Origin of the sequence: Kocuria sp. ICS0012 (assembly GCF_001665945.1) — a bacterium.
Taxonomy (GTDB): domain Bacteria; phylum Actinomycetota; class Actinomycetes; order Actinomycetales; family Micrococcaceae; genus Kocuria; species Kocuria marina.
Genome location: NZ_LZMM01000020.1, coordinates 1 through 15,486 on the forward strand (window position 1 = coordinate 1; position 15,486 = coordinate 15,486).

General features: G+C 64.6%; 18 protein-coding genes. 13 read left to right on the plus strand and 5 right to left on the minus strand.

Annotated elements, in window-relative coordinates; translation table 11 throughout:
• Nucleotides 1-92: 92 nt before the first annotated feature.
• The 9 genes from A5728_RS02360 to A5728_RS13340 all read left to right on the plus strand — a co-directional run bounded on the left by A5728_RS02360 (nt 93) and on the right by A5728_RS13340 (nt 5,290).
• Nucleotides 93-620, plus strand: coding sequence for a hypothetical protein (locus A5728_RS02360; protein ID WP_064845525.1), 528 nt, complete (start codon nt 93-95; stop codon nt 618-620).
• A 159-nt stretch (nt 621-779) separates the two neighbouring features.
• On the plus strand, nt 780-1,115 hold the full coding sequence (locus A5728_RS02365; RefSeq protein WP_064845526.1) for a hypothetical protein: 336 nt from the start codon (nt 780-782) through the stop codon (nt 1,113-1,115).
• Between the two features lie 76 nt (nt 1,116-1,191).
• On the plus strand, nt 1,192-1,509 hold the full coding sequence (locus tag A5728_RS02370) for a helix-turn-helix domain-containing protein (RefSeq protein WP_064845527.1): 318 nt from the start codon (nt 1,192-1,194) through the stop codon (nt 1,507-1,509).
• A complete protein-coding gene (locus A5728_RS13965; RefSeq protein WP_156523349.1) occupies nt 1,506-1,922 on the plus strand; it encodes a hypothetical protein in 417 nt (138 codons plus the stop codon). Before A5728_RS02370 ends, A5728_RS13965 begins: the two co-directional genes overlap by 4 nt.
• Nucleotides 1,923-2,563: 641 nt before the next feature.
• Nucleotides 2,564-3,166, plus strand: a complete 603-nt coding sequence (locus A5728_RS13970; RefSeq protein WP_144999253.1) for a hypothetical protein — start codon at nt 2,564-2,566, stop codon at nt 3,164-3,166.
• Nucleotides 3,167-3,189: 23 nt separating this feature from the next.
• A complete protein-coding gene (locus A5728_RS02380) occupies nt 3,190-3,609 on the plus strand; it encodes a helix-turn-helix domain-containing protein (RefSeq protein ID WP_064845529.1) in 420 nt (139 codons plus the stop codon).
• Nucleotides 3,599-4,063 (plus strand): hypothetical protein, encoded by a 465-nt coding sequence (locus A5728_RS02385; RefSeq protein ID WP_064845530.1) that lies wholly within the window; start codon nt 3,599-3,601, stop codon nt 4,061-4,063. Before A5728_RS02380 ends, A5728_RS02385 begins: the two co-directional genes overlap by 11 nt.
• Before the next feature lie 42 nt (nt 4,064-4,105).
• Nucleotides 4,106-4,708, plus strand: coding sequence for an alpha/beta fold hydrolase (locus A5728_RS02390; protein WP_255359870.1), 603 nt, complete (start codon nt 4,106-4,108; stop codon nt 4,706-4,708).
• A gap of 81 nt (nt 4,709-4,789) precedes the next feature.
• Nucleotides 4,790-5,290: a GNAT family N-acetyltransferase gene (locus A5728_RS13340; protein WP_082943176.1), complete on the plus strand. Its 501-nt coding sequence runs from the start codon at nt 4,790-4,792 to the stop codon at nt 5,288-5,290.
• A 44-nt stretch (nt 5,291-5,334) separates the two neighbouring features.
• Here A5728_RS13340 and A5728_RS02395 read toward each other — a convergent pair whose 3' ends face one another.
• The gene (locus tag A5728_RS02395) at nt 5,335-6,558 is read right to left on the minus strand and encodes an IS110 family transposase (RefSeq protein ID WP_064845532.1); all 1,224 of its coding nucleotides are present in this window, start codon (nt 6,556-6,558) and stop codon (nt 5,335-5,337) included.
• A gap of 341 nt (nt 6,559-6,899) precedes the next feature.
• Between A5728_RS02395 and A5728_RS02405 the strand changes: the two genes are divergently transcribed.
• Both A5728_RS02405 and A5728_RS02410 read left to right on the plus strand, forming a co-directional pair.
• Nucleotides 6,900-7,523: a LysE family translocator gene (locus A5728_RS02405; protein WP_064845533.1), complete on the plus strand. Its 624-nt coding sequence runs from the start codon at nt 6,900-6,902 to the stop codon at nt 7,521-7,523.
• A 189-nt stretch (nt 7,524-7,712) separates the two neighbouring features.
• Nucleotides 7,713-9,017, plus strand: coding sequence for an ISL3 family transposase (locus tag A5728_RS02410; protein WP_231885477.1), 1,305 nt, complete (start codon nt 7,713-7,715; stop codon nt 9,015-9,017).
• A gap of 23 nt (nt 9,018-9,040) precedes the next feature.
• Here the strand turns inward: A5728_RS02410 and A5728_RS13345 are convergent, their stop codons facing one another.
• The gene (locus A5728_RS13345) at nt 9,041-9,988 is read right to left on the minus strand and encodes an SDR family oxidoreductase (protein ID WP_369795599.1); all 948 of its coding nucleotides are present in this window, start codon (nt 9,986-9,988) and stop codon (nt 9,041-9,043) included.
• On the opposite strand from A5728_RS13345, the gene A5728_RS02415 reads away from it, so the two are divergent.
• Complete coding sequence (locus tag A5728_RS02415; RefSeq protein ID WP_064845534.1) at nt 9,987-10,640, plus strand: class I SAM-dependent methyltransferase; 654 nt, start codon at nt 9,987-9,989, stop codon at nt 10,638-10,640. The two genes, A5728_RS13345 and A5728_RS02415, sit on opposite strands and share 2 nt — an antisense overlap.
• A gap of 90 nt (nt 10,641-10,730) precedes the next feature.
• On the opposite strand, the gene A5728_RS02420 is transcribed toward A5728_RS02415, so the two are convergent.
• A complete protein-coding gene (locus A5728_RS02420; RefSeq protein ID WP_064845535.1) occupies nt 10,731-11,291 on the minus strand; it encodes a GNAT family N-acetyltransferase in 561 nt (186 codons plus the stop codon).
• A 178-nt stretch (nt 11,292-11,469) separates the two neighbouring features.
• Here A5728_RS02420 and A5728_RS02425 point away from each other — a divergent pair, with 178 nt between their 5' ends.
• Complete coding sequence (locus A5728_RS02425) at nt 11,470-11,937, plus strand: hypothetical protein (protein ID WP_064845536.1); 468 nt, start codon at nt 11,470-11,472, stop codon at nt 11,935-11,937.
• A gap of 183 nt (nt 11,938-12,120) precedes the next feature.
• Here the strand turns inward: A5728_RS02425 and A5728_RS02430 are convergent, their stop codons facing one another.
• Nucleotides 12,121-12,693: a recombinase family protein gene (locus A5728_RS02430; RefSeq protein ID WP_064845537.1), complete on the minus strand. Its 573-nt coding sequence runs from the start codon at nt 12,691-12,693 to the stop codon at nt 12,121-12,123.
• Nucleotides 12,690-15,485: a DNA methyltransferase gene (locus A5728_RS02435; protein ID WP_064845538.1), complete on the minus strand. Its 2,796-nt coding sequence runs from the start codon at nt 15,483-15,485 to the stop codon at nt 12,690-12,692. The genes A5728_RS02430 and A5728_RS02435 overlap by 4 nt, the downstream gene beginning before the upstream one ends.
• Nucleotide 15,486: the final 1 nt, after the last annotated feature.

Sequence of the window (15,486 nt, forward strand, 5' to 3'; positions counted from 1 at the left end):
GCCGGCCTTGACTCTAGTTCTTACATGAGGTATATTTATGAGTGTTCAGGCGGGGGACAGGCCCGCCACACCGACCGAAAGGACCGGACGCTATGACTGCACCGACCACCTATCAGGAATCCTTCGAGCTGGCGCACCGCGCGATCCGTCACGGCGACGGGCTGAGCATCGAGACCGACGCCGGAGAGTTCCCCTACTGGGGCACCGAGATTGAGCGGCTGATGGACGAGCTTGCCCCCTCCGAGCCTTTCGAGGTGAAGGCCGTGCTGCTCGCCCCTGCGGACGACGACACGGGCCACGCATGGACCATCACCCGTGACCACCTCGCAAACCCGGACCAGCGCGGAGACAAGTGGTGCACCGGTCCGGGCACGGCCACCGCGCGACAGCTGGCCATGCTCCCAGCGGGCGCGCCGCTGGCAGAAGGCTACGAGCGGCATATCTTCCGCATGTACGACGATGACGGGGAGCTGTACTACACCGGCCGCGGTATCTTCCGCCCGGATGACCACATGGCCCTAGAGGCCGGGGTATCCGCCCCGCTGTTGGACTTCGGAGCCCCGGCCGCAGGATGCACCCGCATCACCTGGGACGGTCACCCCGACTGGGAATGCAGCTGAGCCCCACCAGGTAACCCCGGGCGCGGCCGCCGGGCCCCCCCGCCCGGGGCCCGGCGGCCGCCACCACCATCCGCCGGCCTTGAAGCTAGTTATTACGTTGAGTAAATTTATGAGTGTCCAGGCGGGAGACAGGCCCGCCGCACCAGAGAGGACGAGACCATGACCCCCCAGCCATTGACCGAGACCGAGCGCCGCGAAATTTGCGCGGACCACCTGGGCAACTTGCGAGCCCTCCAGCGCCGCGCAGCCCGGACCCCGCTCGCCCCGCACCTGGCAGAGATTCCCCGTTGCCTGGTGCTGTCCACCGATCCGCGCTGCGGTGATCCGCAGCTCACCAAGACCGCAGCACTGGAGGTCGCGGGAGCGGCCACACGCGCAGCTGGGCGCGTGGACAGCCTCGAGCACGTAGACATGGCCCTGGAGCTGGCCAAAGCGGCCACACGGGCCTACGAGACCGCGTGTGACCTGCTCACCGCCCGCCCGGCCACGACCTAGACAGAGAAATGCCCCCGACCATCTGGCAATAGGTGCCAGGACAGGAGGCCGGGGGCTACACCGAAAGGACGGCGCAATGCCTGATTCTATCCCACACGGTTCCCACCTCCACGGCGTCACCGAAGCAGCCGAGCTACTGGGCATGACCCGCCAAGGCTTCAAGGACGCCGGACAGCCCGAGCCGGATGTCTGGATCGGAGACACCCGCGGATGGACCACCGAGACGCTGCGCGAGTGGGACCGCACCCGGAACCGGCGGCAGAAGATCACCGCTGAGAAACGCGCGCGCATCGTCCAGATGGACCGCGAGGGGTACAGCATCGCCCAGACTGCCGAGGAATGCGGGATCAGCAAAGCATCCGTCATCCGCATCCGTGCCGCCGAGAAGCAGTGAGCAGCGCCTATTACGCGCGCCTAGCCGCGGTCGCCATGATGAACCACGGCATGAACCGGGACAACCATCACCAACTCGCCCGGTGGGCCGAGTACGCGGCCGCCCAAAGACTCACCAACCGTGGCGTTCTGATCACCGGAGACGGCCGCCTACATGCGGAGACCGTGTTACCTCCACCCCCACCACCGGACCACATGGGCGGCCGCTCCGCCCTGCCCCCGCCTAACCCGCCGTGGCAGATCGTCGCGGCGACGTGGCGCGGGCCGGGGGAGGCCCCCACCCCGCCCCGAGCACTCGCTACGGCATGGGACCGGATCAGGGACACCACTGGACTGCCCACGGCGCACATCCTCTATCACGAGGTGTGCACCGGCTGGGCGGGCTCCGACGTGGAGCAAAACCCGTCACCGTAAGGCGGTTCCGCACCCCCTGGTTATGCACCGGCTTTTGCTACACCCTCCGAGGGATGGAAGGCCCCCGAGCGCCAGGCGCGGGGGAGTGGTGCAAAAACGACCGTTTTGGCTACGCCGGATTATCACGCGGCACGCCGGGCTTCATTGCCTGCGCAGGCGCTTACGAGGCGGGATCCGCAAGCGTCCCGACTCGGCATTGTTGGCCAGATCAGCCATGACACGTGAGACATCCTCAGCCGGCACCCGCCGGTGCAAAGCAAAGCGTCGTTCAACACGCCAAGGCTCGAGATCCGCGCTCACCACTCCGACCGTCCAACGGCCTCGACCATACGTCTGAGCGCCGACCCACTGCAGCTCGGCCTGCGCCAGAGGCGTGATGCCTTCTTCCATGCCCTGACCCCCGACGAGCTGACAGTCCTGGAGGGGTTCCTTGGGAACCTCGATGCCTGGACAGTTCGGTTAACTCAATTCGTCGCATGGTCACAGGCGTCTCATGAACCCGCCATGGCGGGTTTCCCCTTCGCGGTTTGCAGATTTCCCCCGCGAGCCAGCGAGCCAGCTAGGTGCGCCTTGGCGGGCAGCTGTTGGCGCGGGGGTAGAACGCACTTCCACTGTCGGTGCTGCTCGGTAGACTCGCCGACGTGGATAAGACCTCCCAGTGCTGCGGCAAGAAGTCCCTGGACTTCTACTGGCGTAGTTGCGTCGACGGCCAACACGTTGCCGCCGCCGTGACAGCATCTCTGGCAGCCCTCCAGGCCAATGGCGGGCGGCTCAACCCCATCCAAGAGGCAGACGCTGCCAGCCGCGTCAAGAGGCGGATCAACCGAGCCAGGCAAGGAAAGCTGCGTTCTCCAGCCCACGTGAAGACGATCCGCTCGGCGCCGGAGCTGGTGGACATGTTCGAGCTGCGCTGGGGCCATGAAGATGACCGCGACGATGACCTGATCGTGTCACGCTACGACGCGCTAGGACACCTTCTGACCCCCGCGCACCGAGCCCTGCTCCGTCTCTATTACGTGGAGCAGCCTGACTCTGGCGCGTGGTTTCTTGGCCTGCACGTGCATGAGAAGACTCTCGTCATGGCGGGCGAGAGAGGCCGCAGTGGGGTCGACCAGGAGGCGACCGACGAGCAGCAGCAGCTCCACATCGACCGGGCCATTGCCATCTTGGACGCAGGTGCCCATGACCACTGCGGGGTTCCGGAGCTTTCACAACGGTTTGGTGACACCCCGCTCGCCTCATAGGAACGTGGTATAACCTTTAGCTCATGTCGACCGCACCCATCACTGACAGCCGAGACGTCCTCATGGCACGCGCTGACGCGCTCGTTGAAGCGCAGGACGACTTCCTGGACGCACTTGTTGCGCTGCGCGGCAAGCACGGTTACACCCAGCAGCAGGTCGCTGATGCTATCGGCGTATCCCAAACGGCCATCAGCAAGTTCGAGAGCGAGGGGTCGAATCCGACCCTAGCCACTCTGCGCCGCTACGCGCTGGCGGTGGGCGCCCGCTTCGAGCTACGAGTCGTTGACGATTGCGTCGGGCAGGCGCACTCGGAATGGGAAGTACTCGAAACCCGCACCACGGCACCTGAGACCTTCATCCCCGCTCCGCGCATGCCGATCAGTGTCCACCACAAGTGGGATGAGTCCCGCACGGACCTGAGGGCGGCCCTCGTTGCTGAGTGAGCCGAGCGCTGACGTCCGAGAACTGGTTCAAGGGGCACAGCTCGACAAAGTTTTTTGCCGCCTGGCCTCTGTCGAACTGCTGGATGAAGAGCGCGAGGGGGGCGAATCTCCATTACTTGCGGGCCTAACGATCGGCCGCCGCAAGGGTGCCCCCGACGATCAGACGCGCGATTTTCGGATCACTCTCGACCTGGCCGCGCACCTTCCGTCCGCGGATCTGCGAACGGTGTTTGTCGCTCAGTACAGCGCCCCTGTTGACCTGGGTGACCTCCTCACGGACGAGATTATTACCGAGTACGCCAACCATGTCGCTGTGATGACTTTGCTTCCGTACATCCGCGAGTCTATGGCCGATCTTGGCCGCCGGGTCGGAGTCGATTTCACCCTGCCCATCCTCCAGCGAGGGCAGATGATGTTTGAAACGCCAGCCCCAGGAACAGCTCCGCCGTCCTGACATCCTGAGCGCGGCCACCTCAAACCCCTTTTCCCAGGCGACATCGCCAGTCTCATGCAACAGCTAGGGCATGAACGCTTTAGCGTCGTCGGTCACGACCGGGGCAGCTACGTCGCCTACCGCACGGCACTCGATCACCCCGGGCAGGTGGAGAAACTTGCCGTCCTTGACTGTGTCCCCCTCGTGGAGGCGCTCGAGCGCGCGGATGCTCGCTTCGCCGAATTGTGGTGGCACTGGTTCTTCTTCGCCACCGAGCAAGCTGAACGTGTGATCACCGCAGACCCAATGGCCTGGTATCGCCCTGATGCTCGGCGCATGGGGCTAGAGAACTACGACGACATGGTCGCCGCTATCAGTAGCCCCGCAACTGTGCGGGCCATGCTCGAGGACTACCGCGCCGGCCTGCACGTCGACCGCGGCCATGACGAAGCTGACCGTGACGCCGGCCGACGCATCGCGTGCCCCACCCTCGTCGCCTGGTCACGCGACGACGACATGCAAGACCTCTACGCAGACCCAGGTGCTATCTGGGAGTCCTGGTGTGAGCAGTCACCTCGAACGGCCGTGATCGAGTCGGGCCACCACATGGCTGAAGAGAACCCGCATCAGCTCGCATCGGTGTTGGGCTCGTTCCTGCTGGTGTAGCTCAAACGACCGCTTATGCACAGCTGGACTCGGACCGCTATTTCGATTGCATCTGGCGGAGGCGTGGGGTTGGCTCCAGCCATGAACGATGTAGTCACTCTTCGCCCCCTGGCGGTATCGGATGCCCCAGAGATGGCCAACGTCCTCAGCAGCCCGCGACTGTACGTCTTCACTGGCGGTGAACCGCCAGACGAAGCGGAGCTTCGACGCCGCTATGCCGTCCAGACCCGTGGGTGCTCCACCGATGGTTCACAGAGATGGCTCAACCTCATCGTTACGCTCGAACCTGGCGGGCAGGCGATCGGGTACGTGCAAGCCACCATCCCGCAATCTTCAGGGCCGACAGAGATCGCGTGGGTCATCGGTGAACCGTGGCAGGGACGCGGGTACGCGCGTACCGCTGCGGAACTCCTGGCGGACGAACTTCGACGCATGGGCGTCGTAGACGTCGTCGCGCACATTCACCCCGAGCATGTCGCCTCGCAACGCGTCGCTACACACCTCGCAATGTCGCCGACCGGTGTCGTTGTCGACGGAGAGACGCGCTGGGAAGGTTCTCTTTCATGCGCCGACAAGCAGTAGCCCAAACGAACGTTTTCGCGGGGGGGGTGCCTCTATGGTTTTCGTCAAGCCGCTAGGGCGACTGTCGACGGGGTCTGAGGCATGGTCGGGTCTTCGTACAGGGTGCCATCGCGCAGCATCGCGTAGAGCACGTCGGTGCGGCGCCGGGCCAGAGCGATCAGTGCTTGGTTATGCCGTTTGCCCTGAGCGCGCTTGCGGTCGTAGTACGCCCTCGAGGCCGGGTGATGCAAGGAGGCGAAGGCCGAGAGGAACAGGGCTCGCTTGAGGCGCTTGTTGCCGCCGCGGGGTGCGTGTTCGCCGCGGATCGAGGTCCCGGAGCGTCTGGTGATCGGGGCGATGCCGGCGTAGGAGGCCAGGTGCCCGGCATCGGCGAAGTCCTTGCCGACGACCTCGGTGAGGATCCGTGCAGCGGTCCTGACCCCTACCCCGGGCATCGAGATCAGGACCGGGTGAAGAGGGTGGGCCTCCACGACAGCTTCGACCTGGGTGGCGAGCTTGTTGCGCTGGTGGATCAGTCCGGCGAGCTGTTCGGCCAGGATCGGCACCACGGTGGCTGCGGCCTCGGTGCCAGCCACGACCACGGTCTGCTGGCCCAATGCCTGGAAGATCTCCTCGGTGAGCGGTGCTGCCAGTCGGGGTGCGTGCTTGCGCAGCCGGGCGCGCACATGGCCTGGTCCTGCGGTCTTCAGCTTGGCCGGGGTCGGGTAGCGGCCCAGCAGATCAGCTACCGCCGGGTGGGTGATTCTCGGCCCAAGGACCCGCTCCAGGGCCGGGTGGATCTGGGTCAGCAGCCCGCGCAGCCGGTTGGAGGCCGCGGTGATCTGGGCGGCGAGATCATCGTCAGCGCCGGCGAGCATGGCCAGCTCAGCGATCTGCTCGTCATCGACGCGAATGGCGCGCAACGTATGAGGCATGGTGCGTGCGGCTTCGGCGATGATCGCGGCATCACGGGCATCAGTCTTGGCCGAGCCCGGGTGCAGATCCGCGATCCGGCGCATGGCCAGTCCCGGCAGATACGCCACCTCAACACCGGCACATGACTGGGCCACGGCGACCGGAAGGGCACCGATCGTGGCCGGCTGATCGACGACAAGCAGCACGGGCCCATGGGTCTTCAAGAGTTCGTCGAGGATGGCTCGCAGGCGAGTCTCGTCGTTGGGCAGGGCCTTGTCGTAGACCGTCTCGCCGTTGCTGGTGAGGGCGACGGCGTGGTGATCGGACTTGCCGACGTCCAGGCCGATGTACACGGCCGGTGCTGGGGTGGTCATGGCGTTCCTCCTGGGCAGCTAGGCCATGGTCGTGCTGGCCAGCTCAGAGGTGATCACGCTCGGCATCCACGTTACAAAGGCCCTCCCGAAGAAGAGCTCCCGCCTCTATCAGCGATCCGTGATCACCAGACCGGTCCTCGGTGACAACACCCCCCGGATCATGAGTGCGACTGGGGGCAACGATCATGCCGAGGACCGGCTGGCCGGCACCTGCTCATCCTGATCGATCCAGGCGCCGCCGAAAAGGTAACGGGGGCAGGAACCAGCGCACCTGTCCTAGGTAGAAGGTGTCGTAGCGTGAAGGCGGCGCCACGAGGGCGTCGCCGGCGGAGAGGACGCTCGTGGTCGACCTGTCCGTACTACCGGGCTTCCTCGGTGTCATTCTGGTATTCCTCATCCCACCCGGCCCAGACATGGCGTACATGCTCGCGGTCGGACTCGAGGGAGGGCGGAGAGCCGCGCTCAAAGCGATCCTTGGCATCGCTACCGGAATGAGCGTCTACGCCGCCGCAGTCGTTGTTGGCCTGGGTGAGGTCGCCAAAAGTCACCCTGATTTGCTGACCGGCCTGAAGCTGCTTGGGGCTACTTATCTGCTCTGGCTGTCGGTGACTACCGTGCGCCATGCTCGCGAGATCTCCGCGATCGGCGACGTCGCCGCCGGGCGGTGGTACCTGCGGGGTCTGTCGGTCAGCCTGACGAACCCCAAGATCATCCTGTTCTTCCTCGCCGTCCTCCCGCGTTTCGCCGGCCACGCCACCAACACGACAGCGCAGATGGCCCTGCTCGGCACAGTCAACGTGTGCGCCGAGTTGGTGCTCTACGGCACCATCGGTGCTCTCGCGGGCACTTTTCATGAGCGATTCACTAGCAGTCCGCGAGCTAGCGCCGCGTTGAACTACCTTGCGGCCACGGTCTACGCCGTTCTTGCCTGCGTCATCATCATCGAAGCCGTCCGACCGGTGTAGCTCAAACGAAGGGTTCTGCACCACCGAGGCGAGCCGGTGGCTCAACCCACCGTTTTCGGGCCCTTCACAGATGAGCATGGGTAGCGGGGTGCGCGGGGACGTTCCGGAGGGCGTGTTGTGAGGGCCGGGTGAAGGTCGAGGCCTCCAGGATGAGAGGTGCTGAATCTACCCATCTTGTAAGGCCTCGACGTGTCTCATGCTATCTGCGCGCCCGCGTGCGCGCTCTTCGACCTGCCCGATGTCCACGTGCTTGCCGTGGACCGCGGGCTGCGCTCGTTCGCCCTGGCCGTAGAGACGGTGCCGGCACTGGTTGGCTGTCCGTCCTGCGGTGTGCTTGCAACCGGCCACGGCCGGCGGAAGGTTTTGCTGCACGACCTACCCTGCGCCGGAGTGCCGGTTCGGGTGGTGTGGCGCAAGCGAATCTACCGGTGCCTTGAGGACGCCTGCGAGATCTCGACGTTCAGCGAGGTTCACGAGCTGGCCGCACCGCGGGGCAAGCTCACCACCCGGGCGATCGCTTGGGCGGTGGCTCAGCTGCGCTCCCACGACATCGCCGTCTCGGCCCTGGCGGATATGCTCGGGGTCGCCTGGAACACCGTCTGGCACGCCATCGCCCCCGTCATCGAGGACCAGTTGGCCGCAGAGGACCGGCTGGCCGGGGTCAACGCCTTGGGCGTGGACGAGCACGTCTGGCGCCACGTGGGTCCGCCCGGCACCGGGCTGGTCACCGGCATCGTGGACCACTCCCGCGGTGAAGACGACCGACCCAGGGCGCGACTGCTGGACCTGGTCAAGGGTCGCACCGGGGCCGCCTACGGCGACTGGCTCATCGAGCAGGGGCCGAGGTTCACGAGCGGGATCCGCACCGCGACGCTGGACCCGTTCCACGGCTACGCCAACGCGATCCGCGACGAGCTCCCCGAGGCCATCACGGTGCTCGACGCCTTCCACGTGGTGAAACTCGGTGGCCAGGTCGTCGACGAGGTCCGCCGCCGCGTGCAGCAGGACACCCTGGGGCACCGCGGCCGGGCCGGAGACCCGCTCTACGGGATCCGCCGGACCCTGCAGATCGGCGCCGAACACCTCACCGCCAAGCAGATCACCCGCCTGAACGCGAAGCTGGCGGCCGGGGACCCACACCACGAGGTCACCCTAGCCTGGCACTGCTACCAAAAGCTGCGCGCCGTCTACCACGCCCGCCCCGAGCAAGGGCGCCGGCTCGTCGCCGAGATCCTGGGCGCCTTCCCGACCTGCCCGATCCCGGAGATCGCCCGGCTCGGGCGGACCCTGCGCCGCTGGAGGGCCGCGATCCTGGCCTACTTCGACACCGCCGGCGCCTCGAACGGCCCCACCGAGGCGATCAACGGCGTCATCGAGACGATGCGCCGAGTCGCCCGCGGCTTTCGGAACTTCGACAACTACCGGCTACGTGCCCTGCTCGCCGCCGGTGGTCACCGGCCCTGGCGAAAGGCTCCTACCCATGCTCATCTGTGAAGGGCCCGTTTTCGCACTGCTCACTAGCCCACTCCGAAGCCGCCATTGCTGTGTAGCACTTGCCCGGTAACCCAGCCACCCTGCTCAGACAGGAGGAATGCGACGAGGTTAGCCGTGTCTTCGGGGTTGCCGAGGCGTCCAGCCGGGGTCATGGCTGTGAGGTGGTCGCGAGTCTGTGAATCCATCCAGCCTGTATCGACCGGTCCTGGATTGATTGCGTTCGCGCGCACACCGAGCGATGCAAGTTCGATCGATGCTGCCGTCACGAGACGATCCAACGCGCCCTTGCTGGTTCCGTAGGGCAGGTTGAATGCGGAGTGATCGCTCGTCAGCGCGACGATACGCGCAGAATTGCTGTCCTTGACCTGGGCAGAAAGTGTCTCAGCGAATGCTTTGATCAGAAGCCATGCCGCACGAGCGTTGACCGCGTAGTGGCGATCCCAGCTCTCCACAGTGGTGTCTAAGATCGAGCTACCCACACCTTCAGAGTGAGACAACACCAGGGCCGTGAGAGTGCCGTGCTCGTTGGCGCGTTCGACGAGTTGCTGGGGCACAGCAGGGTCAGCCAGATCGGCAGGCAGCAGGGTGACTGTTGCTCCGCGCGTCCTGCACTCCGCAGCAATGTCTTCAACGTCATCGGGGCTCGAGGGGAGACCAACACGTTCTTCATAGCCTGGAAGGTGGGTGAGAGCTAGGTCCCACCCGTCGCTGGCAAGGCGAGTCGCTATGGCTGCGCCTAGGCCGGATCGGCGGCCTACCCCCGTGATCAGTGCAGTTGGACGCATACGACGAAACCTCTCTTGTGGGGTGGCCCCGGCGAGGACGCAGCTACCTGAGCAACATAGGCACGTTGAGCGGTGTAGCTCAAACGAAGGGTTCTGCACCACCGAGGCGAGCCGGTGGCTCAACCCACCGTTTGTGCACCAGTTCCCTCGTGGTTGAGCGCGACGTTTTGGCAGGCTTAGAGCCATGCCGGAAACAGAGGAAGCTCTCACCAGGACCGCCTACAACGTTGTGGCCGACGTGTACGCCGACCACTTCCGTACCACCGAAGGCGAACAGCCCGTCGACTTGGCCATGATCGACCACTTCGTGGCACTCCTGCACGAGCCTCGCGTGGTCCTGGATGCTGGCTGCGGGGCAGGGCGAATGCTGCCCTATTTGGCTGGGCGCGGATGCCACCCGGAGGGCATCGATCTCTCACCCAACATGGTCCGCAGGGCACGAGCCGATCACCCTGACTTCACCGTCGCCGTAGGGAGCCTGACGCACCTGCCCTACGCAGACGAAGACTTCGATGGCGTCTTTTCCTGGTACTCCACCATTCACAACCCGGATGAAGACCTCGAAGTCATGGTTGCGGAGATGGCCCGCGTACTGCGCCCGGAAGGGGTGCTGCTCCTCGGTTTCCAAGTGGGAGACGGCATGCGCCGGGTAGGTCGCGGATATGCGGCACGCGGCTACGACGTGGTGATGAACAGATACCACCGAAGTGTCGAGAGCCTGACTGCTCTCTTGGAGGAGCATGGACTCACGGTGAGCGCTCAACTGAAGCGGTCACCTGTGGGCTCGGAAGAAGACGCGCAAGCCGTGATCATCGCGCAGCGATCGCAGCCCGCCTGAACGGTGTAGCTCAAACAAAGGGTTCTGCACCACCGGGGCGGGTCGGTGGCTCAACCCACCGTTTGAGCTACACGCGTAGCGTCCACACGGTCACCACGATCGCCCCTTCAAGTCCACCTCGCCGGTCGGCCACTCAGCAGCATTGCCATGCACCGGCAGGATGAAGAGGGGGTGTCCTGCTGGCGAGGCGATCGCGCGCCCCCCTCGGCTGATCCACCGTTCTGGCGCTCTGATGCGCTGCCAGCCAGATGAGGCGTAGAACGGCACGACAGACTCGGCGCAGCCGAGGAAGCCGAACTCTATGTCGGGGTCAGCGAGCATCGACTGGCGAGCGGCTTCCATAAGCTGCTGGCCGAGGTGGTGACCACGGCCAGCAGGTGAAACTAAGACTCCACCAACACCAGCGATGGTCACTTCCTGCCCATTGACCGTGATGACGCGCTTGGCCCATCCCACGTGGCCAACGACGGCGCCCATAGCGGTGGCGATCAGATGGACGTCGTGCGGTGCGTAACCGTAAGGCTGCTCAGGATCCCACTCGCCGTGCGTGGTGAGGTACTCATTATCGAAAAGCGCCCGGAGCTGATCAATCCGGTGCGCGGTGAGCTGTTCGTGCGGCTCGACGAGGATTTGGGTGGCTGATGATCTCATAGTTCACAGAGTGCCCGGTGCCCTGGAACTTCCGCACCCAAGATTGTTCGCCCGCCAGCCAGCACGCTCGGCGTGTAGCTCAAACAAAGGGTTCTGCACCACCGAGGCGAGCCGGTGGCTCAACCCACCATCTTTACATCTATGGTGATAGAGGCCAGAAAAACAGTTTGGAGTTGTCATGAATGAGACGCCCGATCGCCTGCCCTTGCCTATCGCCCAATCATCCCAAGACCCAGATGAGGTGGCCCGAGAACTGTTCAAGGGAACGGGAGGGGAGCCCACCACGGACACCCCATTGGGAACCGCCTGGCTCTGGCATACCGCACTTCAAGATGTCGACTTCTATCGAACCGCCCTCGACACGCTTGCGGTGAACCCAGAGGACTGGGGGGACTACAGACAGGTTGCTCGCCTCATGTCGAAGCTAGCAATCATGACATTCGTTGAGGACAACGAAGATGACCCGGACATCAAGTACGTCAAGTTCATTGACTACGCCGGTGATGGATTAGGGCAGGCATTCGAAGATGGAAAATTGGACGATTTCTATTCCCTGACCGTTGTTCGCGCTGACACGCCCCGGTCATGGCATGTGTGGGGCCTTACCCACAACGGGTTCCCTCCAGTTTCTGAAATCCGCGAGTAAAACCTTTACCCCAGCCATCGTCCAGAGAACCCAGGAAGATCAGCCACACCCGCGTGAACACCTGCATGCAGGCTTCGTCCCTAGCCTGTATCTCGCTGAGACAATTGTCCGTAGTCTCGTTGCAGTGGGGTCCAGCGCGAAGCGAGGTTGAAATGGCATTCATGGAACGTCCATGGCCATCGGTTACAATTCGTGCTCTTTGGCCGTCTCCAGTGCTTTGTAGATCGTGGGTCGACTGACTCCGAACGAACGAGCAACGGCGGCCACAGGCTGCCCGCCTGCCACCGCAGCACGGACCGCTGCGGCCTGCTCCTCATCCAACTTGGGTTTCGGTCCCGGACGCCGGCCCGCTGCCCGGGCGCGTGCCACGCCTTCGCGGGTGCGTTCGCGCAGCAAGTCCCGTTCCCAGTCTGCGAGCATCAGCAGCATGTTCAACATCAACCGGCCAGACGCTGTGGAGGTGTCCAGTTGAACGTCCAGGGCCTGTAGACCGATCCCGCGCTCGGCAAGCGTCTGGACGGTGCGTAGTGCGTCCGGCAGGGACCGGCCGAGCCGGTCCAAGCGGGGAACGACGAAGGTGTCTTCCCTGTCGCGCAGGTAGGCCAGGGCATTGGTGAGGCCGGGTCTGTCGGACCTTGCCCCGGAGAGGCGGTCGTGGAAGATTTTGGAGCAACCAGCCGCTGTGAGGGCGGCCTCCTGTCCCTCGAGGGAGCCTTCCTGGTCCCGGGTGGAGACGCGGGCGTAACCGATCTTCACGATGTGGCGCCTACGGCCTTGCCGTACAGCTCGAACAGATGCGAGACCACGTCTGTCTCATCCATGCCTGGCTCGAGCCCATAGGCCCGCTCCACGGCATCGTCGAGTGCTTTATGGGCGGCCACAAGGTCCGGATAGAGGAAAGCAGTGGCCGGATCGTAGAAGCTCGCCATGGTGGCTTTGGGGTGCTGGCTTCGGGCATCCAGTATCCCCTGTGCTAGGGCGGTGATCTCAGCCGTCTGCGTCGAGTCAACGGTGGGCCAGACGAAGTTGTTGTAGACGATCGCGCCGGAGTAGCTGTAGTCGGATTTCAGCCTCACACCCACCACGCGCATCCAGGCGTTGTGGATCCGAGAGTGCAGCACGCCGAAGTGATAGAGGGTGGCGTTCGGGATCAGGCGGACCTTGTTGCTGCACAGCACCTCGGGGCCGATGAATCCTATGGGGATGTACTGGCGCCGCTCGGAGGACACCTCCGGGATCAGCAGCGAGTTGCCGCGCGGGATGATCTCTGTGCCGAAGTGCTGCGGTCGCGCAGCTGCTTTCACCGTTTGGGCACGCTTGGATGCAAGACGGTATTCACGAACAGCGTGCACCCGCTCCATCACCCGGGGCATGGAAGCCAGCTCCGTGGGGATGGCCTCGCCGAGCCACAGGACCCACCGCTCGATACCTCGGATGAACTCCTGGGAGCCGTACCAGCGGTGGAAGAACCGCTCCGCGCCCGGTTCCTGGGCTAGGAAGTCCGCTTTTTCCTCAGGGGTGAACAGGTACTGGCCATTGTCTATCGGCTGTGATCCGATGCCTACGTGCGGCACGTCGCTCAGCGGTCGGCTGCGGCTCCAGACGAACACGTCCGGAGCGTCCTTGAGGTACGCGTTCAGCTGCGCTGGCTGGGACTGCTGCGGTTCCGCGTCTACCCGGGGGTAGTGGAACAGGCGCTTGGGGCCGCCGAGCGTGGAGAACCCGACGATGACCACGAATACCGCTGCGCCGCCGGAGGCGTCCGTGGTCCAGCGGAAGGTGTCGTGGGCGAAGTCGATCCGCACGCCCAGGTCGTAGATCGGGGACCACACGTTGGCGACCTGCTCACCCTGGCAAATCGAGTTGGTGGAGACGAACCCTGCCCGCACTGGATGCTTGCCCATGTACTGGGCGGCTTTCATGTACCACCCGGCGACGTAGTCGATGTTCCCGGCGTTGCGGGCGCCGTGGAACACCGCCATCAGCTCGGCCTTCTGTTCCCCGGTCTGGAACCGGGCCCCGCGGAACGGGGGGTTGCCGATGATGTAGTCGCACTCGGCCGGCTCAAGCACCTGGGTCCAGTCCACGGTCAACGCGTTGCCGAGCACGACGTGGGCGGAGTCCTGCAAGGGCAGGTCTTTAACCATGCCGTAGACGATGGTCTCGGTTTCGGCGTTGGCCTGCAGCTCGGCGATCCACATCGCCGTGGTCGCCACGTTCACGGCGAAGTCGTTGATCTCGATCCCGTGGAACTGCTGCAGGGAGACTTTCAGCGGGGAGTGCTGCTCTTGGAGCTCAAAGACGCCCTGGTCGTGCAGCAACGCCGAGAGGATCTTGTTCTCGAGCTTGCGCAGCTGGATGTAGGTCTCGGTGAGGAAGTTCCCGGACCCGCACGCCGGGTCGAAGAACCGCAGGGCCGCGATCTTGTTATGGAACCTGTTCAGGTCGTTGCGCCGCTTGCGGTCCCCGATGTCCTCGGCTGTAAGGATGCCGTCTAGCTCGGCCTTGAGATCGACCAGGAACAGCGGGTCGATCAGCCGGTGGATGTTTTGCGGGGAGGTGTAGTGCATGCCCCCGGAGCGTCGGGTCTCGGGGTTCAGGGTGGACTCGAATACCCCGCCGAACACGGTGGGGCTGATCTGGGACCAGTCGGTGCCCTCGCTGACCTCGTCCAACAGGACGTCGACGATCTGCTGGGTCAGCTGGGGAATCTCCACGTCCGCGGCGAATAAGCCTCCGTTGACATAGGGGAAGGTTTTCAGCGCTTCTGAGGCGTAGGGGTCCCTCTCCGCGGGGCCGGTGTTGAGATAGGCGAACAGCTCTTTGAGCGCGGCGCGTGCCCGGTCGGCCGGCACGGGTTTGAGGTACCGGTAGAAGGCGTTCTTGGAGAACAGTCCGGCGTCCTCGGCGAAGAGCAGGAAGACCAGCCGCACGCACAGCACGTTCAGGGAGTGCTTGGACTCCTCGGAGTCGGGGTCGATGTACTGCTCGCGGAGCAGGTCGTAGAGCTTGCCGATCAGGGCGCCGGCGTCCAGGGAGACCTGGGCCTCGCGGCGTTGGCGTTCGAGCTGGGGGTCCACAAGGAAGTCCAGCTGGTGCAATTGCTCGGGCAGTTCGGCCAGGCGGAAGTGTTCATAGTGCTGCTCGGGGTGCTCATGGTCCAGGTCGTGGATTCGGAAGTGGTCGAAGTCGCAAACGATGATCGTGTCCGGGCGTTCCGAGTTGCGCAGGGAATCCGCGTACCGCTTGGCCTGGCCGAACGGGGTCACGGCCACGCCCTGACGCGTCTCGGCCTTGTCCAGGCCGATACCGAGGGACTTCTGCTCGATCACGGTCTTGGCGTCGCGGATGACGACGTCGATGAACCCACGCTCGGTGGTGCGGTTCTCGAACCGGACGTTGGTGGTCACATCCTCCATGCCGACCACATCGCGCAGCAGCTCGAGCCAGAACGAGGACGTGTCGCCCTTCTCGTAGCCGCGACCGGCCCACTTCTCCGCGAACTGCTTGGCCGCGCGCTTACGTGCGGCCTCCCGCTGATCTGCCACG

Excerpts from the sequence above, each read along its gene's own strand:
- A5728_RS02360 (WP_064845525.1), top strand. The coding sequence starts at position 93 with ATGACTGCACCGACCACCTATCAGGAATCCTTCGAGCTGGCGCACCGC.
- A5728_RS02365 (WP_064845526.1), top strand. The coding sequence starts at position 780 with ATGACCCCCCAGCCATTGACCGAGACCGAGCGCCGCGAAATTTGCGCG.
- A5728_RS02370 (WP_064845527.1), top strand. The coding sequence starts at position 1,192 with ATGCCTGATTCTATCCCACACGGTTCCCACCTCCACGGCGTCACCGAA.
- A5728_RS02380 (WP_064845529.1), top strand. The coding sequence starts at position 3,190 with ATGTCGACCGCACCCATCACTGACAGCCGAGACGTCCTCATGGCACGC.
- A5728_RS13340 (WP_082943176.1), top strand. The coding sequence starts at position 4,790 with ATGAACGATGTAGTCACTCTTCGCCCCCTGGCGGTATCGGATGCCCCA.
- A5728_RS02395 (WP_064845532.1), bottom strand. The coding sequence starts at position 6,558 with ATGACCACCCCAGCACCGGCCGTGTACATCGGCCTGGACGTCGGCAAG.
- A5728_RS02415 (WP_064845534.1), top strand. The coding sequence starts at position 9,987 with ATGCCGGAAACAGAGGAAGCTCTCACCAGGACCGCCTACAACGTTGTG.
- A5728_RS13345 (WP_369795599.1), bottom strand. The coding sequence starts at position 9,988 with ATGGCTCTAAGCCTGCCAAAACGTCGCGCTCAACCACGAGGGAACTGG.
- A5728_RS02420 (WP_064845535.1), bottom strand. The coding sequence starts at position 11,291 with ATGAGATCATCAGCCACCCAAATCCTCGTCGAGCCGCACGAACAGCTC.
- A5728_RS02425 (WP_064845536.1), top strand. The coding sequence starts at position 11,470 with ATGAATGAGACGCCCGATCGCCTGCCCTTGCCTATCGCCCAATCATCC.